General features: G+C 35.7%; 23 protein-coding genes and 1 pseudogene. All 24 read left to right on the top strand.

Translation table 11 applies throughout. The features are described 5' to 3' along the window. Window positions 1-249 precede the first annotated feature (249 nt). The 24 genes and pseudogenes from DES48_RS02365 (at window position 250) to DES48_RS02240 (ending at window position 25,068) form a co-directional block, all read left to right on the top strand. Entirely contained in the window at window positions 250-1,179 is a 930-nt protein-coding gene (locus tag DES48_RS02365) for a helix-turn-helix domain-containing protein (RefSeq protein ID WP_113866533.1), read from the top strand. Window positions 1,180-1,246: 67 nt separating this feature from the next. Continuing rightward, entirely contained in the window at window positions 1,247-1,825 is a 579-nt protein-coding gene (gene pgsA / locus DES48_RS02360) for a CDP-diacylglycerol--glycerol-3-phosphate 3-phosphatidyltransferase (RefSeq protein WP_079709513.1), read from the top strand. Further along, entirely contained in the window at window positions 1,825-3,084 is a 1,260-nt protein-coding gene (locus DES48_RS02355; RefSeq protein ID WP_113866531.1) for a competence/damage-inducible protein A, read from the top strand. Before pgsA ends, DES48_RS02355 begins: the two co-directional genes overlap by 1 nt. A gap of 185 nt (window positions 3,085-3,269) precedes the next feature. Beyond that, on the top strand, window positions 3,270-4,304 hold the full coding sequence (gene recA, locus DES48_RS02350; RefSeq protein WP_113866529.1) for a recombinase RecA: 1,035 nt from the start codon (window positions 3,270-3,272) through the stop codon (window positions 4,302-4,304). A 213-nt stretch (window positions 4,305-4,517) separates the two neighbouring features. Further along, window positions 4,518-6,086, top strand: a complete 1,569-nt coding sequence (gene rny, locus DES48_RS02345) for a ribonuclease Y (RefSeq protein WP_079709516.1) — start codon at window positions 4,518-4,520, stop codon at window positions 6,084-6,086. Between the two features lie 128 nt (window positions 6,087-6,214). Next, on the top strand, window positions 6,215-7,012 hold the full coding sequence (locus tag DES48_RS02340; RefSeq protein ID WP_079709517.1) for a TIGR00282 family metallophosphoesterase: 798 nt from the start codon (window positions 6,215-6,217) through the stop codon (window positions 7,010-7,012). A gap of 111 nt (window positions 7,013-7,123) precedes the next feature. Then, on the top strand, window positions 7,124-7,384 hold the full coding sequence (locus DES48_RS02335) for a stage V sporulation protein S (protein ID WP_079709518.1): 261 nt from the start codon (window positions 7,124-7,126) through the stop codon (window positions 7,382-7,384). A 115-nt stretch (window positions 7,385-7,499) separates the two neighbouring features. After that, window positions 7,500-8,423, top strand: coding sequence for a dipeptidase (locus DES48_RS02330; RefSeq protein WP_113866527.1), 924 nt, complete (start codon window positions 7,500-7,502; stop codon window positions 8,421-8,423). A 110-nt stretch (window positions 8,424-8,533) separates the two neighbouring features. Continuing rightward, a complete protein-coding gene (gene miaB / locus DES48_RS02325; protein ID WP_113866525.1) occupies window positions 8,534-10,111 on the top strand; it encodes a tRNA (N6-isopentenyl adenosine(37)-C2)-methylthiotransferase MiaB in 1,578 nt (525 codons plus the stop codon). Continuing rightward, entirely contained in the window at window positions 10,112-10,486 is a 375-nt protein-coding gene (locus tag DES48_RS02320; RefSeq protein WP_113866523.1) for a YlbF/YmcA family competence regulator, read from the top strand. Window positions 10,487-10,718: 232 nt separating this feature from the next. After that, window positions 10,719-11,276: an outer spore coat protein CotE gene (gene cotE / locus DES48_RS02315; RefSeq protein ID WP_079709522.1), complete on the top strand. Its 558-nt coding sequence runs from the start codon at window positions 10,719-10,721 to the stop codon at window positions 11,274-11,276. Window positions 11,277-11,417: 141 nt separating this feature from the next. After that, window positions 11,418-14,018, top strand: coding sequence for a DNA mismatch repair protein MutS (gene mutS, locus DES48_RS02310; RefSeq protein ID WP_113866521.1), 2,601 nt, complete (start codon window positions 11,418-11,420; stop codon window positions 14,016-14,018). Between the two features lie 2 nt (window positions 14,019-14,020). Further along, window positions 14,021-15,886 (top strand): DNA mismatch repair endonuclease MutL, encoded by a 1,866-nt coding sequence (gene mutL / locus DES48_RS02305; protein WP_113866519.1) that lies wholly within the window; start codon window positions 14,021-14,023, stop codon window positions 15,884-15,886. 123 nt (window positions 15,887-16,009) lie between these two features. Further along, complete coding sequence (locus DES48_RS02300; protein WP_170126149.1) at window positions 16,010-16,456, top strand: ferritin-like domain-containing protein; 447 nt, start codon at window positions 16,010-16,012, stop codon at window positions 16,454-16,456. 109 nt (window positions 16,457-16,565) lie between these two features. Then, window positions 16,566-17,501 (top strand): tRNA (adenosine(37)-N6)-dimethylallyltransferase MiaA, encoded by a 936-nt coding sequence (miaA, locus tag DES48_RS02295; protein WP_113866515.1) that lies wholly within the window; start codon window positions 16,566-16,568, stop codon window positions 17,499-17,501. Between the two features lie 43 nt (window positions 17,502-17,544). Then, a complete protein-coding gene (gene hfq, locus DES48_RS02290) occupies window positions 17,545-17,769 on the top strand; it encodes an RNA chaperone Hfq (RefSeq protein WP_079709527.1) in 225 nt (74 codons plus the stop codon). 144 nt (window positions 17,770-17,913) lie between these two features. Further along, entirely contained in the window at window positions 17,914-18,822 is a 909-nt protein-coding gene (locus tag DES48_RS02285; protein ID WP_113866513.1) for an AAA family ATPase, read from the top strand. A 38-nt stretch (window positions 18,823-18,860) separates the two neighbouring features. After that, entirely contained in the window at window positions 18,861-20,099 is a 1,239-nt protein-coding gene (gene hflX, locus DES48_RS02280) for a GTPase HflX (protein WP_113866823.1), read from the top strand. Between the two features lie 7 nt (window positions 20,100-20,106). After that, window positions 20,107-21,369 carry a methionine gamma-lyase family protein gene (locus tag DES48_RS02275; protein ID WP_245911259.1) on the top strand — a complete coding sequence of 421 codons (1,263 nt, stop codon included), beginning with the start codon at window positions 20,107-20,109 and terminating at the stop codon, window positions 21,367-21,369. Between the two features lie 149 nt (window positions 21,370-21,518). Continuing rightward, complete coding sequence (locus DES48_RS02270) at window positions 21,519-21,914, top strand: MerR family transcriptional regulator (RefSeq protein WP_079709530.1); 396 nt, start codon at window positions 21,519-21,521, stop codon at window positions 21,912-21,914. Window positions 21,915-21,940: 26 nt separating this feature from the next. Then, window positions 21,941-23,275, top strand: coding sequence for a type I glutamate--ammonia ligase (gene glnA / locus DES48_RS02265; RefSeq protein ID WP_079709531.1), 1,335 nt, complete (start codon window positions 21,941-21,943; stop codon window positions 23,273-23,275). 352 nt (window positions 23,276-23,627) lie between these two features. Beyond that, window positions 23,628-23,816, top strand: a complete 189-nt coding sequence (locus DES48_RS02255) for a hypothetical protein (protein WP_113866509.1) — start codon at window positions 23,628-23,630, stop codon at window positions 23,814-23,816. A 53-nt stretch (window positions 23,817-23,869) separates the two neighbouring features. Then, a pseudogene (locus tag DES48_RS16560) lies at window positions 23,870-23,974 on the top strand (XkdX family protein); the annotation flags it as partial. A 734-nt stretch (window positions 23,975-24,708) separates the two neighbouring features. Further along, window positions 24,709-25,068, top strand: coding sequence for a nuclear transport factor 2 family protein (locus tag DES48_RS02240; RefSeq protein ID WP_113866505.1), 360 nt, complete (start codon window positions 24,709-24,711; stop codon window positions 25,066-25,068). The last annotated feature ends 421 nt before the right edge of the window (window positions 25,069-25,489 follow it).

Here is a 25,489-nt window from a genome sequence, read left to right as displayed (position 1 = left end):
TTGCTTCCTTCCCTTATTTGTAAAGAAAACATGTAAAAGAAATATCCATGTAATGTTCGTGTTTTATTAAATAGAAATAAATTATGAAATTGACTCATTTATAAAAAAAGTTACATAAAAAACAAATATTAAATTAAATAAAACAAAATTTGTATAATTAGATCTTTAATAAATGATAAAAATCATTTATGATAATAATAGTAAATAGTGTGATGATTTACTTTTTATATTTAATTGGATGGTGTTAACATGGAAATCGGTATGAGATTAAAAGAAGCGAGAGAAGCCAAAAATCTCTCACTACAAGATATTCAAGACATGACAAAAATTCAACCAAGATATTTACGAGCTATTGAAAATGGTGATTTTTCTTTGTTACCAGGGTCTTTTTATGCCCGTGCTTTTATTAAAGAGTATGCTGTTGCGGTTGGACTTGATGCTAATGAATTGCTAGAGACTTACAGCCATGAATTACCAGTGACAGAAGAAGATCATTCCATTGATTATAATCGTGTACAACGCAGCAGGAAAGATACGAATGTCTCAGAAAAAAGCTCGCCTATTTTTTCATTGCTTCCCACCATTATCGTTGTAATCTTAATCATTGGCGTTGCTTTCGTTATTTATCTATTTGTTACTAGCGGTATGTTTACAGATAATAATAATACACCTTCTGCAAACAACACGGAGCAAAGCGGAGATGAAGTGAAAGTGCGTTCAGATTCAGACGATGCATCAGCGAATAATGAATCTTCTGAAACAACAGAAAAGGGTCAAACAAATGAGGATGGATCTGATCAAGAACAATCAACAGAGGAGTCAACCTCTGCAGAGGATCAAGAACCTACATTAGAACTGACGCAATTTGAAAACGACGAATCAACTTATGATTTCACGTATGCAGAGGATGAGGTAGCCTTAGTAGTATCGACAGAGAATCAAAACTGGCTTGAAATTGAAGACAGTAATGGGGAAAGTTTATTCTATGGTACATTACAATCAAGTAATTCGCCAGTTGAATTAGACGTCTCTGATTTAGAACAGATTTACTTGCGTTTTGGTGAACCAACAACTATCTCCATTGAGTTAAATGGGACAATGTTAGAATTATCTGATGATATTAGTAGTCCTACTGCAGTACAGCAAGTTTGGATTAATATGAATCAGGTTACAGAATAAGGTGGCGAGATACCCTTTTCATCGCAAGGTGGGAAGGGTTTATCATTGCAAAAAAGGGGAAATCACAATGAACATACCAAATCGAATTACATTATCACGTATTTTTTTAATTCCAATTTTTATTTTGCTTTTAACATTACCGATAAATTGGGGAATTTGGACGATGGGTACAGAAACACTACCTATTGTCGATTTTGTAGCTGCTCTGCTATTTATCATTGCAGCAGGTACAGATTGGATTGATGGGTACTATGCTAGAAAATATAACTTAGTTACGAATTTAGGAAAATTTTTAGATCCAATGGCTGACAAACTATTGGTATCTGCAGCTTATATTTTACTTATTGAAATGGGGATGGTACCTGCTTGGATTGTTATTATTATCATTAGTAGAGAATTTGCCATTACAGGTCTTAGGTTAGTAGCGGCTGGGGAAGGGCTTGTGTTAGCAGCTGGAAATATGGGGAAATGGAAAACAACATTTCAGCTAGTTTCGATAGCCACATTGTTACTTCATAATTTCCCATTTGCTTATATTAGTTTTCCTTTTGATATCGTAACGTTATACATTGCATTAATTTTAACTGTTTTATCAGGAGTAGATTACTTTATAAAAAATTGGCATGTAATGAAAGGGTCTAAATAATGGAAAAAACGTATAAAGCTGAGATTATTGGTGTAGGTACAGAACTTCTATTAGGACAAATTGCCAATACCAATGCACAATGGATATCAGATAAGTTGGCTGATATTGGTTTGAGTGTATATTATCATCAAGTTGTAGGTGACAATCTAGCACGAGTAGAGCGTTGTTTTGATGAAGCAAAAGGTCGTTCGGATATAGTATTCGTAACAGGTGGTCTTGGCCCTACAGAAGATGATCTAACCAGAGAGGCATTCGCGAGTCTCACAGGTGAATTATTAGAGTTAAATGAGGATGTTCTTACTACAATTCATCATTATTTTTCCAAAAATAATCGTCAAGTAACAGCGAATAATCGTAAGCAAGCGATGGTATTTCCTGATGCTACGATTATCGATAATCATATAGGTACTGCACCAGGAATGATTGTTTCTTATGAACAAACTATGTTTATTTTTATGCCAGGCGTTCCCAGGGAAATGAAACAGATGATGACGGAGTTTGTTATACCATATTTAAAAGACCAACTCTCCTTAGAAGAAGTAATTTCATCTCGAATGCTTCGTTTTATTGGAATTGGTGAAGCTCAATTGGAAACAAAAATCCAATCGATTGTGTCAGATCAAGTTAATCCGACCGTAGCTCCATTAGCTTCTGATGGTGAAGTTGCAGTCCGTATTACGGCAAAAGCAAATACAGCTGACCAAGCAAATCAAATGATCGAACAAAAGCAACAAGAAGTACTTGCTATCGTTGGTTCGTACTACTATGGGTATGATGATGTATCGATAGAGACGGCTGTTTTGAATCTATTAATAGAAAAAAAACAGACGCTAGCTGCGGCTGAGAGTCTAACAGGTGGTTTATTTGCTGATGCGTTAGTTTCTCTATCGGGAGCAAGTCAAGTGTTTCAAGGAAGTGTTGTTAGTTACAGTGAGCACGTGAAACAAGCAGTATTAAATATACCAAGAGAATTATTAGTAACAAATGGTACAGTGAGTAAGGCCTGCGCTAAAGCAATGGCAGAGCAAGTGGCAAAAACTATGCGAGCTGATATAGCGATTAGTTTTACTGGGGTTGCAGGACCAAATGCGTTAGAAGGTCAACCACCAGGAACAGTTTATATAAGTATTTATCAAGCGAATAGCGTAATCATCACGGAGAAATATCACTTTTATGGTGATCGAAATTATGTAAGGAAGCGTTCGGTTAAGAAAGGGCTAGAGCTACTATACTATCTACTTAAAAATAATAAATTATAATTTCCTAAAAAAAAAGATTTGTACACTATAAGACGGACAAATTTGATTTTTTAGCTAATGAAATGATATTTTTTGTTGAGTAATATTAGCTAAAAAATAACGAACATTTATTCGCTTTTTACTTGTTTTATCTCAAAAAACAAGTTATGATAGTAGTAGTTTAAATGACGAGGGGGAAATATAACGTGAGTGATCGTAAACAAGCCTTAGATATGGCGTTGAAATCTATAGAGAAGCAATTTGGTAAAGGTTCTATCATGAAGTTAGGAGAACGTGCAGAGCAAAAAGTAGCTACTGTTTCCAGTGGTTCTTTAGCGTTGGATGTTGCATTAGGTGTTGGAGGATATCCGAGGGGGCGTGTTGTTGAGATTTATGGACCAGAATCTTCTGGTAAAACAACGGTCTCCCTTCATGCCATTGCCGAAGCACAGAAACAAGGTGGTCAAGCAGCCTTTATTGATGCAGAACATGCTTTAGATCCTGTTTATGCAAGAAGTTTAGGTGTTAATGTGGATGAATTATTACTTTCACAACCAGACACAGGAGAGCAAGCATTAGAAATTGCAGAAGCACTAGTACGAAGTGGTGCCGTTGATATGATTGTTATTGATTCGGTTGCAGCGCTTGTTCCTAAAGCCGAGATTGAAGGTGAAATGGGAGACGCCCACGTTGGTTTGCAAGCAAGACTAATGTCTCAAGCATTGCGTAAGTTGTCTGGAGCTATTAATAAGTCAAGAACAACAGCAATCTTTATTAACCAAATCCGGGAAAAAGTTGGAGTTATGTTCGGTAACCCAGAAACAACACCTGGTGGACGCGCCCTTAAGTTTTATTCTTCTGTTCGTTTAGAAGTTCGTCGTGCTGAAACGTTGAAACAAGGAAATGAAATGGTCGGAAACAGAACAAGAATAAAAGTTGTTAAAAACAAAGTAGCGCCTCCGTTTAGACAAGCAGAAGTCGATATTATGTACGGAGAAGGTATCTCTAAAGAAGGAGAATTACTAGATATTGCTTCTGATTTAGATATTGTTACGAAAAGTGGTGCTTGGTATTCCTATAACGAAGAACGTTTAGGACAAGGAAGAGAAAACTCAAAACAATTCTTAAAAGAAAATCCAGAAATAATGGAAGAAATTTATATTAAAGTACGAAATCACTATGGTATGGGTGTTGAGGCGCCAGAAGAGACACCAAAAACAGATGAAGAACAAAATGTCTAATAGATAACAGAAAGAAAACTGATAGTCTTATTTAAGATTATCAGTTTTTTGTGTAAAGTATGACGTTTCCTTGACATTACCATGACGCAAGATTAAAATTAAATTGTATAATTTTATTATACAATTTTGATTAATTATGCATTTATAAAGGTAAAGCTGTACATGCCGACTTAAATTGATTTGTACAAATTTATAGCAAGAGGAGGTGAAACCATGACCACGGAATGGGTTATATTCATAGTCATCTCCATTTTGCTAATTATCGTCAGTATTGTTGTTGGTTATCTGATTCGTAAATCTATTGCAGAAAAGAAGATTTCTAGTGCCGAAGAGTTGGCTGAACAGATCGTTAAAGAAGGACATAAAAATGCCGAAGTTGCTAAGAAAGAGGCACTGTTAGAAGCGAAAGATGAGAATCATAAAATTCGCCAGCAAGTAGATGAAGAACTTCGAGAACGACGAGTAGAACTTCAAAAACAAGAGAATCGTCTATTGCAAAAAGAAGAGAATCTAGACAGAAAAGATGAAACGCTAGATAAACGTGAGCTCATGTTAGAGAAAAAAGAAAGTTCGCTAGCAGAAAAACAACAACAAATTGAAGAAATGGAACGCAAAGTGGAAGCTATGTTTAGCGAGCAACAGACTGAGCTAGAGCGCATTTCCGGATATACCACTGACCAAGCAAGACAAATAATTCTAGAACGAGTTGAAAAAGAAGTTAATCATGAAGCGGCGTTAATGATTAAAGAGTCAGAAAATCGTGTGAAAGAAGAGTCAGATAAAAAGGCAAAAGAGATTTTGTCACTGGCCATGCAACGTTGTGCTGCAGATCATGTAGCTGAAACAACAGTATCTGTCGTTAATCTACCTAACGATGAAATGAAAGGTCGTATTATTGGTAGAGAAGGACGGAACATTCGTACGCTTGAAACATTAACTGGAATTGATTTAATTATTGATGACACGCCAGAAGCGGTTATTTTGTCTGGTTTTGATCCAATTAGGAGAGAAACTGCCCGCATTGCTTTAGAAAAGTTAGTGCAAGATGGTAGGATCCATCCAGCTCGAATTGAAGAAATGGTTGATAAATCAAGACGAGAAGTTGATGAATATATACGTGAAGTTGGTGAACAAACAACATTTGAAGTTGGAGTACATGGACTTCATCCTGATCTTGTGAAAATACTTGGACGATTAAAATATCGTACAAGTTATGGTCAGAATGTGTTAAAACATTCAATGGAAGTTGCGAATCTCTCAGGACTACTCGCTGCAGAGTTAGGTGAGGACGTTACTGTAGCTAAACGAGCGGGTTTATTGCATGATATCGGTAAAGCGATCGATCATGAAGTAGAAGGTAGTCATGTTGAAATCGGTAAAGAATTAGCAATGAAGTATAAAGAAAATGAAATTGTTATTAATTCCATTGCTTCGCATCACGGAGATGAAGAAGCTACTTCAGTAATTGCAGTTCTTGTTGCCGCTGCTGACGCCCTTTCAGCTGCGCGACCAGGCGCTAGAAGTGAAACATTGGAAAACTACATCAAGCGATTAGAGAAACTAGAAGAAATATCTGAATCGTATGATGGAGTCGAAAAATCTTTTGCGATCCAAGCTGGAAGAGAAGTTCGTATTATGGTTAAACCGGATGTAATTGACGACGTAGAATCTTTACGTATTGCAAGAGATATTAAAAAACGTATTGAAAGTGAGTTAAATTATCCAGGCCATATTAAAGTAACAGTCATTCGAGAAACAAGAGCAATTGAATATGCAAAATAAAGCGGCCGCATGGTCGCTTTATTTATTTACTTACATATAGTTAAGCGTATAGCTATTATATGCATATTTTGACTTTTATATGTTGATGTGTGAGACTAAAAGTAATTTAAAAGTGAGGAAGATGAAATTTGAAAATTTTATTTGTCGGTGATGTTGTTGGCTCACCTGGAAGAAATCAATTAGAAACGTATTTACCCAAATTAAAGCAAAAGTATCAGCCACAACTAACAATTGTGAATGGTGAAAATGCTGCCTCTGGTAAAGGAATTACTGAAAAAATTTATAAACAATTCCTAAGTTGGGGTGCTGATGTTATCACAATGGGAAACCACACGTGGGATAAGAAAGAGATCTTTGAATTTATTGATGAAGCACAAAATATGATCCGTCCAGCTAATTTTCCAGAGGGTACACCAGGGAAAGGACTACAATATATCAATTGTAACGGAATTAAAGTTGCTGTGATCAATTTACAAGGAAGAACGTTTTTGCCTGCTATCGATGATCCTTTTCGAAAGATAGACGAATTGATTGAACAAGCAAAAAAAGAAACATCTGTTATCTTCGTTGATTTTCATGCAGAAGCAACTAGTGAAAAGCAAGCACTAGCATGGTATGTTGATGGAAGAGTCAGCGCAGTGGTCGGTACACATACCCATACACAAACAGCTGACGAAAGAATTTTAGATGGAGGTACCGCATATATTACTGATGTAGGTATGACTGGTCCATATGATGGAATCCTAGGAACCGATCGTCAAGCTGTTATTAAGAAGTTCCTAACTAGTTTACCAGTACGTTTTGAAGTAACGAAAGAAGGGAAAACCCAACTAAACGCAGTCGTTGTTGAAATAAACGATCAAAGTGGCAAGGCAAAAACGATCCAGCGTATTTTAATAAATGATGATCACCCATTCTTTGTATAAAATTTGAATTTTTAGACTATTTACTTCATAATAAAATATAAGGGAATAACTGGCTGTTATACGAATATAGTAAAAGTGGAACTACTTTAGTTAATGAAGGAGGTAGCAAACGTGGATGTATTAAAAGTTTCAGCAAAATCAAATCCAAATTCAGTAGCAGGAGCACTTGCAAATGTTCTAAGAGAACGTGGTTCAGCAGAAATTCAGGCTATAGGTGCTGGTGCATTAAACCAGGCCGTTAAGTCAGTAGCTATTGCTAGAGGGTTTGTAGCACCGAGTGGCGTTGACTTAATTTGTATTCCCGCTTTTACAGATATCATGATTGATAATGAAGAACGTACGGCCATAAAGTTAATTGTAGAACCAAGATAACCACATAGTAGTTCCTGTTTGCTTACCTAGCAAACAGGTTTTTTTACATAGTAAAGTTATGAATCTAGCTCTACCGTGATTCTCTTCAAATGATTAATGCAAAGGGAGATAAGTGATGATTATTGATGCGCACTGTGATGTTTTATTAAAACTTTGGGACGACAAGTTAGATTTTGCGACTAGCGAGAACCTACAAATAAATGAGCAAAAATGGCGACGAAGCCCAGTCAAAGTACAATGTTTTGCTATTTTTGTTCCACCAAACGTACCACAAGAAAGCCAATTTCAAGCAGCCTTAGAAATGGTTACTCTTTTTTTTGAAAAAATAATTGAACCTTATAACGATATTAAATTTATCAAGAACAAACAAGATCTACTTGCGTTAAAAGAACATGAACGTGGTGCAATACTCACATTAGAAGGTTGTCATGTGATCGGCAACGATATTAACAAGTTAAAAACATTAATTCAATTGGGTGTTCGAGCGGTTGGACTAACGTGGAATCAAGCCAATGCAGTAGCAGATGGTGTAGGTGAGAAAAGAGGCGCAGGGATCAGTAGTTTTGGAGAAGAAGTCATTGCGCTATTAAACCAAGAACAAATTTGGACAGATGTGTCACATCTTTCTTATCAAGGGTTTTTTGATGTGATGGGGCAAGCTGAATTTGTTATGGCATCTCATTCAAATGTGAGATCATTGTGTAATCATCGTCGTAATCTAGATAACAAACAAATTCAAGCACTTATTGATAAAGATGGTTGGATTGGCGTAACGTTTGTCCCTTATTTCACGAAAAATGCAGAAGTGGTCACCTATCACGATACCATCGATCACGTGTTAAGTTACATCAGTCTTGGTGCAGCAAACTGTTTAGGATTTGGTTCGGACTTTGATGGGATTGACAAATATATTAATGGGTTGGAAAATGTAACAGGTTATCACACGTTAACCAGTTTGTTACAACAAAAGTTAACACCACAACAATGGAACAACATTAGTCACCAAAATTTTATTAATAAATTTCCGAAAAACAGGTAATAAATTACAAAGAGACTTTGTTTTTAAACTAAATCCTTGCTATAATAGTAGAATTGAAGTAGTACATAAAGGACTACTGATCGCTGAAAAAAGAAAGGAGTTCTCTGAAAATGAATGAACAGCAACGAAAAGAAGCTAGTCAAATTAAACAATCCAATCCCTCGGACGTAAAAAACGACTCCGAATCAAATTTAGAACGCTTAAAACAAATGGGCTCTGATGAATTGATAGGAAAGTATTTTCAAACAACCTATGAACCCCCTAACTTAAAAAAAGCTAAAAAACGATTAAAAAAAGATGTAGATATCCATTATGATTTTTCTATTTCGGAAGAAATGCAAACGATTGGTGAAGGAAAGAAATTTTTAATTCGTACCTATGGCTGTCAAATGAATGAACATGATACGGAAGTAATGGCTGGCTTATTAACTGATATGGGTTATCAAACGACCGATGATGTAAATCAGGCAGATGTTATTTTATTAAATACATGTGCTATCCGTGAAAATGCAGAAAATAAAGTGTTTGGTGAAATTGGTCACTTAAAACCATTAAAATTAGAAAATCCAGATCTAATCATTGGTGTATGTGGTTGTATGTCTCAAGAAGAAGCGGTCGTTAATCGTATTCTCAAAAAACACCCATTTATTGATATGATCTTTGGTACGCATAATATTCACCGTTTACCAAGCTTGTTAAAAGAAGCGATGTTTAGTAAAGAAATGGTTGTTGAAGTATGGTCAAAAGAAGGCGACATTATTGAAAACCTACCAAAAGTTCGTAAAGGACGTATTAAAGGTTGGGTTAACATCATGTATGGTTGTGATAAATTCTGTACGTACTGTATTGTACCGTATACACGAGGTAAAGAACGTAGTCGTTTACCGGAAGATGTTATTCAAGAAGTTCGTCATTTAGCAGCACAAGGCTACCAAGAAGTTACTTTACTTGGTCAAAACGTAAATGCATACGGTAAAGACCTAGAATTTGAATATGGACTTGGCGACCTAATGGATGAGTTACGTAAAATCGACATCCCACGAATTCGATTTACTACATCCCATCCGCGTGATTTTGATGATCGCTTAATTGAAGTGTTAGCGAAAGGCGGAAACCTTTTAGATCATATTCATTTGCCTGTTCAATCAGGAAGCTCGGACATCCTTCGTGTAATGGCACGTCGTTATACTAGAGAAAGTTATCTAGAATTAGTACGTAAAATTCGTGAAGCAATGCCAAATGCTACACTGACAACAGATATTATCGTAGGTTTCCCAAATGAAACAGATGAACAGTTTGAAGAAACCATGTCGCTTGTGCGTGAAGTAGGGTTTGAAAGTGCCTATACATTTATCTATTCTCCAAGAGAGGGCACACCAGCTGCTCGTTGGGAAGATAACATTCCGATGGAAGTGAAAAAAGAACGATTACAACGTTTAAATGCGTTAGTTAACGAGCAAGCAAAACAAGCAATGCAACAATATGAAGGCGAAATTGTCAAAGTGCTTGTTGAGGGAGAAAGCAAGAAAGATCCGGACGTATTGTCTGGTTATACCGAAAGAAATAAATTGGTTAACTTTAGAGCGTCCAAATCACTTATTGGAAAACTAGTTGATGTTAAAATAACGAAAGCAAAAACATGGTCATTAGATGGAGAACTTGCTAAAGAGACAGCAGAGGTGTTATAAATGGAAACTTACTCAAAAGAAGTTATTTTAGCAGAAGCAGAAAAGCTTGCAGATCGAATGGTGCAAATTGAAGAGGTTGCACGTTTTAAACAAGTTGAGAATCGTTTAAATCAAAATGAAAAAATCAAGAAACTGATTAATAATATGAAGGCATTACAAAAGCAGGCAGTTAATTTTCAAGCTTATGGTAAAACAGAAGCATTGAAAAAAGTGGATGCTCAAATAGATGATTTACAAGCAGAAATCGATGCAATCCCTATTGTAGAAGAATTTAAAGAATCACAAATGGTAATGAACGATCTGTTACAACGGATATCTCAAACCATTACGAAACAAGTTGAAGGTAATATGGAAAATATATTAAACGAAAACTAATATTATAAACACGTTTACCAGGATTATTCTAAGTAAACGTGTTTTTTTGGCATTAAAGATGTTCCTTGTCTGAAAATTATATGTATGAACAATGATTGGTGTATCACCTTTTCTAGGCATATGCATACGATGAACTAGAAACCTATGACATGTTATTCACCTACTTTTTTTAAGCACTCTAGGTGGATAGCCTGCATAAACTGACTATGAATAAAGAGGAGGTTTTAGTTCTATGTCTTTTCTTGATCAAGAATATCGAGAAATTATTACAAAAGCAGTCATTGGAAAAGGGCGAAAATTCATTCAAGATACGAATACAGTCTCACCAACCCATAAGCCATCAAGCATATTAGGGTGTTGGATCATCAACCATTTATACCATGCCAAACGCAAAGAAGATGAACTGGTAGAAGTAAACGGTAGTTATGATGTGAATGTTTGGTATTCGTATAACGATAACACGAAAACTGAAGTAGTAACGGAACGTGTTTCCTATCAAGATCTAATTAAGCTAGCAGTTAAAGATAAGCATACTTTAGGGGATGAAGAAAAAGTGTATGCTAAAGTATTGCAACAACCAAATTGTCTCGAATGCAACATTGCTCAACATGACCAAAAAATTGTCGTAGAAGTGGAGCGAGAATTTCTAGTGGAGGTGATCGGCGATACCAAAGTCACCGTTAAAGTTGATCCAAACGGTTTGGTAATCGATGATGACAATTGGGATCTAGAATTATCAGACGATGAATTTGATAGTGTAGACACTGAATTCATGTCCAAAAAGGATTAGTCAAAAGAGTGTGAGTTCTCTCGCGCTCTTTTTTTTACATAATTCAACCATAAACCATAAACGATAAACATCACGCTGCAACAAAAAATAGAGAATGTGCTATAATAAAAGAATGATATTTTATGCGTTGGGGGAAGACAAATGGCAAATTATACGCCAATGATCGAACAGTATTTAAAGATAAAAGCAGACTATAAAGATAGCTTTCTATTTTTTCGATTAGGTGATTTTTATGAAATGTTTTTTGATGATGCCTTAAAAGCATCAAAAGAATTAGAAATAACATTAACGAGTCGAGATGGTGGAGGAGATGAACGAATTCCAATGTGTGGGATTCCTTTTCATTCGTCATCTAATTATATAAAAAACTTAGTGGAAAAAGGGTATAAGGTAGCTATTTGCGAGCAAGTAGAGGACCCGAAATCGGCTAAAGGCGTAGTAAAACGAGAAGTCGTCCAATTGATTACACCTGGAACGGTAATGGAAGGGAACATGTTGGATGAGAAAGAGAACAATTACTTAGCTAGTATTACGCAAGTGGACGAGCAAACCTTCATCATCGTCTATAATGATCTTTCAACTGGTGAAAACAGAATTGCGCGAATTGAAGCTGGCTGGGATCAAGTGATTAGTGAGTTGTTTAATCAACCGATTAAGGAAATTGTTATCTCACAATCCCTAGACTCATATTATCAAGAACTTTTAACGGAAAGATTACAAGTAACATTATCTTATCAAGAGCGAACAGATATTGCCAATGATTTCATGCCATTAGTTGAGGCATTGTCCGATGATGACATGAGACAAGCGTTTGGTCGCTTGTTGACTTATATTGAAGCAACACAACAACGTTCGTTAGATCATTTACAACCTGTCAAAGAGATTGAATTAAAACAATTTATGAAATTGGACATGTATTCTAAACGTAACTTAGAACTTACAGAAACGATCATGCGCAAAGGAAAACAAGGCAGTCTTTTATGGGTATTAGATAAAACGGTAACAGCTATGGGTGCACGGAAACTAAAAAAATGGTTGGAACGCCCGTTATTGAATCAATCTGAAATAAATTGGCGCTATCAGCTAGTAGATGGCTTGATGGCACAGTTTATGGAACGAGAAGAATTACGCGAAGCATTACAATCAATTTATGATTTAGAGCGTTTAGCTGGGAGAGTAGCATTTGGTAATGTTAATGCACGCGACTTATTACAGTTAAAACATTCAATAGGTAAGATACCAGAACTAAAACAAATACTACAATCATTTTCAACGAAAGAAGTACAACAGTTAGGTGAAGTAATTAACCATCAAGAAGCATTATATTCTCTTTTAGACCAAGCAATTAATGAAGATCCACCGGTGACCATTAAAGAAGGTGGAATGATCAAAGATGGTTTTCATCCACAGTTAGATCAGTATCGAGATGCATCGAAAAATGGTAAACAGTGGATTGCGGAGCTAGAACAACAAGAAAAGCAAGCAACTAACATTAAATCATTGAAAATTGGCTATAATCGTGTATTTGGTTACTACATCGAGGTAACCAGAGCAAATCTACACTTATTACCTGAAGGGAAATATGAGCGAAAACAAACACTTACGAACGCAGAGCGTTTTATTACACCAGAATTAAAAGAAAAAGAATCTTTAATTTTAGAAGCTGAAGAAAAAAGTGTTGATTTAGAATACGATTTATTCCTTGAATTACGCGAAAATGTCAAAGCATTTATTCCGCAATTACAAGTACTAGCCAATCAAGTTAGTGAGATTGATGTATTGCAAGGCTTTGCTACAATAAGTGAATCCGCAAATTACACCCGTCCTGTGTTTAATCAAACGAGAGAAATAGCAATCACTAATGGAAGACACCCTGTTGTAGAAAAAGTGATGAAAGATAATGCTTATGTACCTAACCATGTATCTATGAATAATAACACCAATATCTTATTAATTACTGGTCCGAATATGTCTGGTAAAAGCACCTACATGCGTCAACTTGCACTTATTGCAATTATGGCGCAAATCGGATGTTTCGTACCGTGTGAGCAAGCAAACCTACCCGTTTTTGATCAAATTTTCACTCGAATTGGCGCATCGGATGATTTAGTAGCAGGTCAAAGTACCTTCATGGTAGAAATGTTAGAAGCCAAACATGCAATTACGAATGCAACAAAAGACAGTTTAATTTTATTAGATGAAATTGGACGAGGTACTAGCACGTATGATGGGATGGCGTTAGCTCAAGCTATTGTCGAATATGTACATCATCATGTCGGTGCAAAAACGTTATTTTCGACCCATTACCATGAATTAACAGCACTAGACGAAGCACTTGATCATTTGAAAAATGTGCATGTAAGAGCGGAAGAGTATAATGGAAAAGTGGTTTTTCTCCACCAGATTCAAGATGGTGCCGCTGATCAAAGCTATGGGATTCATGTTGCCAAATTGGCAGCATTACCTGATGCATTAATTGAAAGAGCGCAAGTGATACTACAAGACTTAGAAAAAACGCAAACGATTGAATCTACTAATCAACCACCTGCTGCAGATGACCAACAGCAATTAAGCTTCTTTGTTTCAGAAGAACAAAAGCCAAAAGAGAAGCAGAAACAGCCAGTAACAGGACAAACCAAATTAACGAAATCGTTAAAGCAATTAAATATTATGGATATGACACCACTACAGGCAATGAATGAATTATATCGGTTACAAAAGCAGGCAAATGAGGAGGGATAAGCATGCATATATTACCAATGCCAGATCAATTAGCTAATAAAATTGCCGCTGGTGAGGTAGTAGAACGACCGGCTTCCGTTGTCAAAGAATTAGTAGAAAATAGCGTTGATGCTAAAAGTACCGAAATTAAAGTAGATATTGAAGAAGCCGGGTTACATCGTATTAAAGTGACGGATAATGGCATGGGCATGGAAGAAGAAGATGCTGAAGTCGCATTTGCCAGACATGCGACGAGTAAGATTCACAATGAAAATGATCTATTTCATGTGCGTACGCTGGGCTTTCGAGGAGAAGCGTTAGCATCTATTGCAGCCGTTAGCCAATTGACGGTTAAAACCTCGACAGGCGAAAACGCTGGTACCATTCTCAAGATTGAGGGGGGTCACGTCATTGACCGTGATAAAGGGGATGCTAGAAAAGGAACTGAAATCACGGTTGATGCTTTATTTTTTAATACACCTGCCAGATTAAAATATATGAAAACGATCCATACCGAATTAGGCCATGTGACCGATGTAATCAATCACATGGCACTATCCTATCCTAATGTTCGATTTGAACTACAACATAACGGAAAACAGATCTTTAAAACGAATGGCCGTGGTGACCTAATCCAAATTATTGCCGAAATTTATGGGGTTAATGTTGCGAAAAAAATGATCCCAGTTTCCTATGAGACGCTTGATTTCTCTATATCTGGTTATATTGCTAAACCAGAAGTTACCCGTGCATCAAGAAATTATATCTCAACAATTATTAATGGTCGTTATATTCGCAATGTACCCTTAAATAAGGCAATAACTAATGGATATCATACATTACTTCCAATCGGAAGGTATCCGTTAGTAGTCTTACAAATTGAAATGGATCCAATTTTAGTCGATGTCAATGTCCATCCTGCTAAGTTAGAAGTGCGTTTTAGTAAGGATAAAGAATTGTATCAAGCTGTTGAAGAAACAATTCGCCTTGCATTTCGAAAGCAGACACTCATACCAGACGTGACCAAAAAAGAAAAGAAAGAACAACCAAAATCAACACAACATCACTTTGATTTTGAGTTTAATCGAACGGAAACAGAACAAGTTTTACCCACTTCAACAACGGATTGGACATCAACGGGTCACAGCAATTTTGCAGCAGCTCAAAATCAAGCGTTAGAATCGATTCAATCTTATGATGTTCCGAGAGAACAAATAGGTTCTCAAGGTGATCAATATGGGATGAATGAAGAAGAATTGTCATTAGACACTAACGAAAATTCAAACGATGAAGTTCAATCACAAGATCGAGTTCCAGCGATGTATCCGATTGGGCAACATCATGGAACCTATATTTTAGCGGAAAATGAAAACGGCCTGTATATGGTTGATCAACATGCGGCTCAAGAACGGATAAAATATGAATACTTCCGCGACGTTATTGGTGAAGTTCCCAATGAACGACAAGAGTTGCTGTTACCAATGACTTTTGATTTCTCGAAACAAGAAGCGTTGCTTATTGAACAGTACCAAACGGAATTAGAAAAAGTTGGTTTGTTTTTTGAACATTTTGGTCAACAAACCTATATTGTTCGTTCGCATCCGCAATGGTTTCCTAAAGGATTTGAAGAAGAAATTATTCGTGAAATGGTCGAACAAGTGACAGAAGAAGAAAAAATAGATATTGCCAAATTACGCGAAGATGCAGCAATTCTGATGTCTTGTAAACGATCAATCAAAGCGAATCATTATTTAAACAAAGATGATATGTTTCGATTACTCGAAGATTTGCGGAAATCAACAGATCCATTTACGTGTCCGCACGGGCGACCAATTATTATCCATTTTTCTGGTTATGAGCTTGAGAAATTATTTAAACGTGTTATGTGAATAAATGATAAAACTAAAAAAGTAGAGATAACGGAGATACGCGTCAACTTTTAAAGGCTTATCATTTAACTGGTATAGCAATTACCTTTTTTGTTAATGAATAAACAAAAAGGTAGGTGTACAATGATGCGCGATTATGAACACGCAATTAGACATTTAAATCAATTATTGGCAGATCTATTTGTTCTCCACACAAAATTACATCGTTATCGTTGGTATATTAAAGGGACAAATTTTTTCACTCTAACAGATTTTTTTTATGATTTCTGTAAAGAGGTTGCGCAGGATATTGATGAAATAGGTGTTTTTATTTTAACAATTGATGGTCAACCTTTTGCAACAATGGAGACCTTTCTTGAGCATGCGACATTGAAAGAGGCACAAGCGGATGACACAGAAACCGAGATAATCGATCAATTAATTGCCGACTTGCAAATGTTGGATAAACAGATAACATCCTTTGTGCCATCCGAACAAGAGAAGTCAGTGGTACATCTATTCTATCAACTCCGAACGAAATACAATAAAAGAAAGTGGATGCTGCAAACGTATCAAACCTATCATCACTAGCTTTCTCGAAGTGTTAAATGACAATTGTGGTTTAACACTTTTTTTTCATGCTTAATTCTGTATAATGAAAATCAGAAGAAAGAGTTACTGTTTTTAAGGAGATATTTTTATGAAAGATACAGTTATAGCGGTAGTTGGACCGACTGCTGTGGGTAAAACAAGTTTGAGTGTAGAGATAGCGAAGCATTTTGATGGAGAAATTATTAGTGGTGATTCGATGCAAATCTATCAAGGAATGGATATTGGTACTGCAAAAATAACGGAAAAAGAACAACAAGGAATTCCGCATCATATGTTAGATATCGTTTCACCACAAGAACCTTTTTCTGTAGCTGATTTTCAAGATCTAGTACGAAAAAACATTTCAGCTATTCGTTCAAGAAATAAATTACCGATTATTGCTGGCGGTACAGGTCTATACATACAAGCTGCTTTATATAATTATCAATTTTCCGATAATAAAAGAGACGATACTTATCAAAAACAAATCGAACAATTGATTGAGCAAAAAGGGGCTGATTATCTCTATCAAAGATTGGCACAAATAGACCCTGCGCAAGCAGAGAAAACACATCCAAATAATGTGAGAAGAGTAATTCGCGCGCTAGAAGTATATGCGCGTACAGGGAAAACAATGACGGAACATCATGCCGATCAATCAAGGAATTCGCCCTATCAGCCTATTTTTATTGGATTGGAAATGGATCGCGAATTATTGTATAATCGAATTAACCTTCGAGTCGAGCAAATGTTGAAAGATGGATTACTTGATGAAGTTAATGGTCTTTATCACAAAGGACTTGAAAAATCACAAGCAATGCAAGCGATTGGTTATAAAGAGTTTCTTCCATACCTTAAAGGCGAAATGTCACTAGAGGAAGCCATAGATACATTAAAACGTAATTCAAGAAGGTATGCTAAGCGCCAATATACATGGTTCAAAAATAAAATGCATGTTCATTGGTATACGGTTAGTCCGGAAGAGAAAGATAAAAAGTTTTCCATCATTTTAAAAGATTTAGCAGGAATGATCGATAACAAGTAGAATAAATATGAGTAATAGAGATAGATATAGAGGAGGAAAATTCATGTCTCAATCAGTTAATATTCAAGATCAATTTTTAAATCAACTTCGTAAAGATCATATCCAGGTTACCGTCTTTCTTACAAATGGTTTTCAATTACGTGGAACAGTAAAAGCTTTCGATAACTTCACGGTGCTTTTGGATACAGATGGGAAACAACAATTGTTATTCAAACATGCCATCTCTACTTTTGCTCCAACAAAAAATGTAAGTCTTGATAAAGAATAATTTTATTGTTTATTTATCATGAAAAAAGCAATTCATCAGTATTTTCTCGATGAATTGCTTTTTTTAATACAGGAAAAATAGGCGTTTGTCACACATTTTTTGTAGACGACGTATAATGGCAATGGTAAGGGAAGGGGTGAGGATGTGGAATCACAAATATCTTTTCAAAAACAAAATCAAATTAATATTATCTTGAATGACCAGAAGAATGATAGTAAAAAGACATCATCCATCGAAAATTCACCATTTCGAATAGTAGAAGATGCCTTTCAAGATATTATTGGGATGGATAAATTAAAAGAAAATGTCAAAGAAATGTATGCTAACGTCCTAATTAATCGAGAACGTGAAAAGGTTGCTCTGAAAACAGATCAACAAGTTTGGCATATGCTTTTTAAAGGCAATCCGGGTACGGGCAAAACGACAGTTGCGCGGAAATTGGCTCAGATTTTTTATGATTTGAATGTGTTATCAAAAGGGCATTTTATTGAAGCGGATCGAGCAGATCTGGTTGGAGAGTACATTGGACATACAGCAAAAAAAACAAGAGGACTGGTAGAAAAGGCGTTAGGTGGCATACTATTTATTGACGAAGCGTATGCGTTAGCTCGAGGCGGGGAAAAGGATTTCGGTAAAGAAGCCATTGATACATTAGTCAAACAAATGGAAGATTATCATGACCAATTTATTTTGATTTTAGCTGGCTATCCAGACGAGATGGATTATTTCTTATCGATGAATCCTGGATTGCAGTCAAGGTTTCCTTTTATTATGCATTTTGATAATTACACAATTGATCAACTAATAGAAATAGCTATGCATATGGTCAAGGAGAGAGACTATCAGTTATCCAGTGAAGCTATTTGGAAATTAAAATCATATCTTATTAAAATGCAACAGCATAAATCTTCGCAACACTTTGCCAATGCTCGGTTGGTTAGGAATATGGTTGAAAAAGCAATACGATACCAAGCGGTTCGGCTTTTACAAAAACAACGCTATTCTACAAATGATTTAATGTTGTTAACCGCTAAAGATATTGTGGTAGAATAAATAAAGTACATGTTCAGAAAAGGAGTAGAAGTTTGATTATGACAGAAGAGAATGTACTAATCATTGCGGTACAGAGTGAAACAATGGATGATCTGCGACTTAACTATTCTGTGGATGAACTCACTTCATTAACGGAGACAGCAAAAGGAAATGTTATCGAAACCGTTGTTCAAAAGCGGGATCATCCATACCCTGCGTTATATATGGGAAAAGGTAAATTAGATGAATTGCGCGAACTAATAGACGAAATGGACATTGATTTAGTAGTTGCCAATCATGAGTTAACGGCAACGCAAATGAGAAATCTTCACCACGAGTTAGAAGTTCGAATCATTGATCGTAGTCAATTAATATTGGATATATTTGCCCAACGCGCACACACCAAAGAAGGAAAATTACAAGTAGAATTGGCACAATATGAGTACATGCTTCCTCGTTTGCACGGTCAAGGTCAACAATTGTCTCGTCTAGGTGGCGGAATTGGTACAAGGGGACCTGGTGAAACAAAACTAGAAACTGATCGAAGACACATTAATCGCCGTATTGATGAGATAAAACGTCGACTTGCGGCAGTAGTTCGTCAACGCGGGCAATATCGACAACGAAGAAAACGAAATAATGTAACACAAATTGCCATTGTCGGTTATACGAATGCTGGTAAATCAACATTGTTTAATCGTCTCACTCGAAGTGAATCAATAGAAGAAGATCAACTATTCGCTACACTTGATCCAATGTCACGGCAAATAAAGTTTCCCTCTGGTTTTCAGGCAATTATCACGGATACAGTAGGTTTTATGCAAGACCTACCGACAGCGTTAATTGCAGCTTTCCGTTCAACTTTGGAGGAAGTGAAGGAAGCAGACTTTATTTATCATGTTGTTGATAGTACGCATCCTGATAAAGAGAAACAGCAAGAAACCGTGTTGACGTTGCTCAATGAATTAGGTGCTGATCAAATTCCTACATTAACGATTTATAATAAAATGGATACATTAGTGGAGACATTTATACCTGAAGCGCACCCGTCTATTTTTATTAGCGCTTTTAACGAGAATGATCGAAACCGGTTATTAAAACAAACGGAACAATTATTTACCGAACAATGGGAATTTTTCCATAAATTAATACCTGCGGCAGAAGGAAAGTTATTACAACAGTTCCGGCAGCAAACGATGATTGTTGAGCAAAACTTTGACCCGGACAAAGAACATTATGTGCTAGAAGGGTATATTCCCCCTGCACACCCGTTATTATATGATCAAAGGAGTAACTAAACATAAGATGATAGAACAACAAATTGAACAAGTTGAAAATGAAATAGAAGAGCAACGAAAAAAGATTCAACGAACTGCTGAGTATAATCAAAAGCGTGTACTGCAGGCGTTTCGAAATAATCAAATAAGTGATAGCCACTTTAACCCTACAACGGGATATGGGTATGATGATTATGGCAGAGATGGATTAGAAGCTGTGTATGCAGATGTTTTTGGCGCAGAAGATGCACTCGTTCGGCCGCAATTGATATCAGGAACACATGCCATTACCACTGCTTTATTTGGCATCCTTAGACCGGCGGATGAATTAATGTACATTACAGGGGCACCATATGATACGTTAGAAGAAGTCATCGGTATTCGAGGCAATAATAATGGTTCCTTACTTGAATTTGGCATTAATTATCAAGCCATCCCTTTAACAACTGAGGGGCAAGTTAACTGGGAACAGATTGAATTAAGTATTAGCCAACAAACGAAAGTTGTTGCAATTCAACGTTCGAAAGGCTATGCCAATCGTCCATCGTTCTCTGTAGACGAGATTGCAGATATGATTCGAAAAATAAAAGAACTGAAATCAGATGTTATTGTGTTTGTTGACAACTGCTATGGTGAATTTGTGGAACAAAAAGAGCCCACGCATGTTGGGGCAGACCTTATTGCTGGTTCATTAATTAAGAATCCTGGTGGCGGGATTGTTCGTACAGGAGGATACATAGTTGGGAAGAAAGATTTAGTAGCCTTAGCCGCTAATCGGTTAACGGCTCCGGGGTTAGGAAAAGAAACAGGGGCAAGTATCGGTATGCTCCAAGAAATGTATCAAGGTTTGTTTTTAGCACCACACACCGTTAGTGAAGCACTACAAGGTGCGGTTTTTTCTTCAAATTTATTGGCGGATTATGGATTTAAAACATCACCATTCTTTGATGAACCACGCACTGACTTGATTCAGTCTGTTACTTTTGAAACCAAAGACCAAATGATTGCATTTTGTCAATCGATTCAATATGCATCACCAATCAATTCACATGTAACACCATATCCCGCAAGTATGCCCGGCTACGAGAGCGATGTGATCATGGCTGCAGGCACGTTTATTCAAGGAGCTAGCTTAGAATTAACAGCTGATGGTCCTATTCGAGAACCTTATACGGTATTTGTCCAAGGTGGGTTAATCTATGCGCATGTGAAACTTGCCATTATTGAAGCAATTAATCTTTTTAAAGAAAAAGGATATGTACCAACAAATGAACATTCTTCTACGAAATGACGGAAAATAAAAGTGTATTGAATTGAAAATGATGAATAATATAAATTTTTTGAATTTTTTAATGTAAAGAAAGCTCACACGTATTGACAATTAATTTTCCAAATGTATAATGAAACTATGGAAATGCAAGATAGGAAGGGGTGGATATTATGAGCGATTTAGATAGACGTTCGATGCCCTTATTTTCCATTGGTATTGTTAAATCATTAACGGATTTAACTGCCAGACAAATTCGTTATTACGAAGAACATCAATTAATTCATCCTTCTCGTACAGATGGTAATCAACGATTATTTTCTTTTAACGATGTTGATCGTTTGTTAGAAATAAAGGAATTAATCGAAAAAGGGATAAACTTAGCTGGTATTAAGCAAGTTTTACAAATCAAAGACTTACCTACGACGAAAGAGATGAACGAATCTGAAAAACCACCTGAATTATCAGAGAAAGAATTGCGTAAGATTCTTCAGAAAGAACTATTAGAATCAGGCCGGTTTGGTAAGACCTCGTTAAGACAGGGAGAATTATCGAGATTCTTCCATTAAAAAGATTGATTAAAGGAGAGGAAAACATGGCAAAATTTACGAAGGAAGAAGTCAAAAAAAGCATTGAGGAAGAAAACGTTCGATTTATTCGTCTACAATTTACCGACTTACTTGGTACAATCAAAAACGTTGAGATTCCTCTAAGTCAATTAGACAAAGCACTGGACAATGAAATGGTATTTGATGGTTCATCAATTGAAGGTTTTGTTCGTATTGAAGAATCAGATATGAAACTATATCCAGACCTAGATACATTTGTTGTATTCCCATGGACATCTGAAAAGGGTAAAGTTGCAAGGTTTATTTGCGATATTTACAATCCAGATGGCACTCCTTTTGAAGGTTGCCCTCGCTATAATTTGAAACGTAATCTTAAAAAGATGGAAGAACTTGGTTTTTCTAAATTTAATATTGGTACCGAGCCTGAATTCTTTTTATTTAAATTAGATGAAAATTTTGAACCAACATTAGAATTGAATGATCATGGTGGTTACTTTGATCTAGCACCTACTGATTTAGGTGAAAACTGTCGTCGTGATATTGTATTAGAATTAGAAGAAATGGGATTTGAAATGGAGGCATCTCACCACGAGGTTGCTCCAGGACAACATGAAATTGATTTTAAATATGCAGATGCGGTGAAACACGCAGATGATATTCAAACATTTAAATTAGTTGTTAAAACAATTGCTCGTAAACATGGTTTGCATGCAACATTCATGCCAAAACCGTTATTCGGTGTAAATGGTTCAGGTATGCACTGTAATATGTCATTATTTAAAGATGGTAAAAATGCATTCTTAGATGAATCTGGTCCGCTTGAGCTAAGCAAAACAGCTTATCAATTCATCGCAGGAATTATTAAACACGCATTAAACTTTACTGCGGTTACAAACCCAACAGTAAACTCTTATAAACGTTTAGTTCCAGGTTACGAAGCACCTTGCTATGTAGCATGGTCTGGTCTTAACAGAAGTCCATTAATCCGTGTTCCATCTTCAAGAGGGTTAAGCACTCGTATCGAAGTGCGTAGTGTTGATCCAGCTGCCAACCCGTACTTAGCACTTTCTGTCTTGCTAGCTGCAGGTCTAGACGGTGTAGAAAACAATCTTGAAGCGCCAGAATCTATTGATAGAAATATCTATGTAATGGATAAAGAAGAAAGAGAAGCAAATGGCGTTAAAGATCTACCAGCAACACTTTATGATGCAGTACAAAAACTGAAAGAAGACGAAGTAATGGTAGGCGCACTAGGTGAGCACTTATTTGAACACTTCGTTGAATCTAAAGAAATCGAATGGGATATGTTCCGTACACAAGTTCACCCATGGGAACGTGAACAATACCTTAAAGCATATTAATAGACATAAAGCCCTTGATACTACGGTATTGAGGGTTTTTGTTTTGGTTGAATGAAATAGTAATATTTATGTCACCCACGAAACAGCCACAAAAATTAATCACTCTTTGAAGAAGCGATTTGACCAAGGTACGCTTCATATTTTCAATTGATTTTTGATCAAGTCTTTTAGAAATGTGAGAGTAAACATCTGCGGTTATTTGATAATTTCCATGTCCTAATCTTTCTTGAACGAATTTCATGTTAAGTGGGTACTACTTAGGCCAGTTAACAGAGCCTTGTCCTACCGCAACAATACGAAATATCATACTAATCTAGTGGTGTCAAAAGCGATTAAAAGCAGGTGGAATGTAATGGATGCACTACTTCAAGAGCTTATAGCTAAAGCTGTTATTACACAAAAACAGTTTGATGAAAAAGGTGTAGGTTATAAAAATGATAGTGTAGCTAAAACGCTAGAAACGGAATTTGCGGAAAAAGATATCCGTATCTTGGAATTAGAAGCTGAAAATAGGCAGTTAGGTAGCCAAGTAGTTGACTAAGACTTACGTTTAATGCAAGGAGGATTGTGAGCAAGATGTAATTCGATAAAGAATGGGCGAACAAAGAACAAGTCGCTATTTATGTTAGATACAATAAAATCACAAAATTAGAATACAAAGAAATCATAGGAGAGCCTTATTCAACAGAATTTGAGTAGGGTTCTTTTTTTATGAAGCAATAACATGGCTCAAAATCAATTAATGCCAATCCGTATCCTTTCACAAGATTTAACACTGTTAAGTGAAATTGATAACTAAGAATCTTTACAATATCTGAATAAAAATAATTCAGAAGAAATGCAAGATATATCTCTGGCAACCGATCTTGGTTGGGATATTACCTTAGATTTAGAAAATAAACAATTTATTTTTGGTGTTTATTATTTTCTACAGATTTATTATCAAAGTAAAAAAAGAGAAAGCAATAAGTGAAAACGAAAATGATTAAATTATTTATTGTAACATTTACTGTGATATCAATAACTTTAGTCCTCACAAATCAAGTTGTAGAAGCTACTAAATGCTATCCCACTAACTCATGTGATAATAGTAATGCACATTATAAAAAAATGTCAGTCTATTATTCTAAGGCTGATGTTATTAATTATGAAAAGAAAAGATAAGCTGGCTAGCAATATTAGTCTAATCATTAGTTAGATATTAGGGATCAAGTCAACTCCATTAGGATTAAATATTTTAATGGCTAATATTGGTGCTATTAATGTAGGATAAAAATTCGAAGCACCTTATAATAAAGAAACAGGTGTTAAAATATAGTAAACTGTTATAGTTTATAATCATACAAATCCATACACTAATGCAACGAGCAGTTGTAATGAAATACTTTTAGTATAGCCAAGTAAATTAAATTGCTGATGAAGGAGTATAAATTATGGATGATTTAATCAAGCTTAAAGAACACCTATGCGATTTAGAAACTACACTATTAAAACCAGAAACACGTTCATCTAAAGAAACACTGGAAAAATTGCTGGCCAAAAATTTCTTTGAGATTGGTAGTTCAGGTAAGTTTTTATATAGAAACCAAGAAATAACTGATACCGGAATCGATGTAGTAAAGATGACCTTAAGTGAGTTTGAAATACATCCCTTATCTGAAGAAATAATATTAACTACCTATCGAATTTACAATCATGAAACGAAACAGTATTCGTTACGCAGCTCCATTTGGAAATATCAAAATCAAACATGGAAAATGCAGTTTCATCAAGGTACCACAGTTAAGTCATAGAAAATATAAAGTCCTATTAAAAAAACTGAGGTAACATAGATAGTTGAACAAGATATATCTACGAGATGATCGTTTTGAAGATAGTAAGGTAGCATTCCTTTTGAAGTTGCTCCACAAAGAGAAAATGGAATATATTTACAATTAACGATTTCTTTTGGTTTTTCGAAATACAATCCAATTTAGTTTGGACAAAACAGGATATTTATGTATTAAAAGAACAAATTGCTCAATTAAATATGAAAGAAGCAAGAATTCCATGTCTACGTATAAACTAGATGTTATGTTTACTTATATTTTCACAATGAAGAACAATGTGTTTCCAATTCATTGTTTGATCTTTACATAAAAATTCATAGCGGTCTGTTAAATAGTAATATGGAAACTGATACTGAACCGACCATAAAATTAACCACAACATACT

Origin of the sequence: Paraliobacillus ryukyuensis, assembly GCF_003315295.1 — a bacterium.
Taxonomy (GTDB): domain Bacteria; phylum Bacillota; class Bacilli; order Bacillales; family Amphibacillaceae; genus Paraliobacillus; species Paraliobacillus ryukyuensis.
Note: the sequence above shows the minus strand (reverse complement) of the source record. Positions and strands in the feature narration are given on the sequence as shown.

Excerpts from the sequence above, each read along its gene's own strand:
- rny (WP_079709516.1), top strand. The coding sequence starts at position 4,518 with ATGACCACGGAATGGGTTATATTCATAGTCATCTCCATTTTGCTAATT.
- DES48_RS02365 (WP_113866533.1), top strand. The coding sequence starts at position 250 with ATGGAAATCGGTATGAGATTAAAAGAAGCGAGAGAAGCCAAAAATCTC.
- DES48_RS02240 (WP_113866505.1), top strand. The coding sequence starts at position 24,709 with ATGGATGATTTAATCAAGCTTAAAGAACACCTATGCGATTTAGAAACT.
- DES48_RS02355 (WP_113866531.1), top strand. The coding sequence starts at position 1,825 with ATGGAAAAAACGTATAAAGCTGAGATTATTGGTGTAGGTACAGAACTT.
- cotE (WP_079709522.1), top strand. The coding sequence starts at position 10,719 with ATGTCTTTTCTTGATCAAGAATATCGAGAAATTATTACAAAAGCAGTC.
- glnA (WP_079709531.1), top strand. The coding sequence starts at position 21,941 with ATGGCAAAATTTACGAAGGAAGAAGTCAAAAAAAGCATTGAGGAAGAA.
- miaB (WP_113866525.1), top strand. The coding sequence starts at position 8,534 with ATGAATGAACAGCAACGAAAAGAAGCTAGTCAAATTAAACAATCCAAT.
- DES48_RS02275 (WP_245911259.1), top strand. The coding sequence starts at position 20,107 with ATGATAGAACAACAAATTGAACAAGTTGAAAATGAAATAGAAGAGCAA.
- mutS (WP_113866521.1), top strand. The coding sequence starts at position 11,418 with ATGGCAAATTATACGCCAATGATCGAACAGTATTTAAAGATAAAAGCA.
- DES48_RS02330 (WP_113866527.1), top strand. The coding sequence starts at position 7,500 with ATGATTATTGATGCGCACTGTGATGTTTTATTAAAACTTTGGGACGAC.
- hfq (WP_079709527.1), top strand. The coding sequence starts at position 17,545 with ATGTCTCAATCAGTTAATATTCAAGATCAATTTTTAAATCAACTTCGT.
- DES48_RS02300 (WP_170126149.1), top strand. The coding sequence starts at position 16,010 with ATGATGCGCGATTATGAACACGCAATTAGACATTTAAATCAATTATTG.
- DES48_RS02320 (WP_113866523.1), top strand. The coding sequence starts at position 10,112 with ATGGAAACTTACTCAAAAGAAGTTATTTTAGCAGAAGCAGAAAAGCTT.
- miaA (WP_113866515.1), top strand. The coding sequence starts at position 16,566 with ATGAAAGATACAGTTATAGCGGTAGTTGGACCGACTGCTGTGGGTAAA.
- hflX (WP_113866823.1), top strand. The coding sequence starts at position 18,861 with ATGACAGAAGAGAATGTACTAATCATTGCGGTACAGAGTGAAACAATG.
- mutL (WP_113866519.1), top strand. The coding sequence starts at position 14,021 with ATGCATATATTACCAATGCCAGATCAATTAGCTAATAAAATTGCCGCT.
- DES48_RS02270 (WP_079709530.1), top strand. The coding sequence starts at position 21,519 with ATGAGCGATTTAGATAGACGTTCGATGCCCTTATTTTCCATTGGTATT.
- DES48_RS02255 (WP_113866509.1), top strand. The coding sequence starts at position 23,628 with ATGGATGCACTACTTCAAGAGCTTATAGCTAAAGCTGTTATTACACAA.
- pgsA (WP_079709513.1), top strand. The coding sequence starts at position 1,247 with ATGAACATACCAAATCGAATTACATTATCACGTATTTTTTTAATTCCA.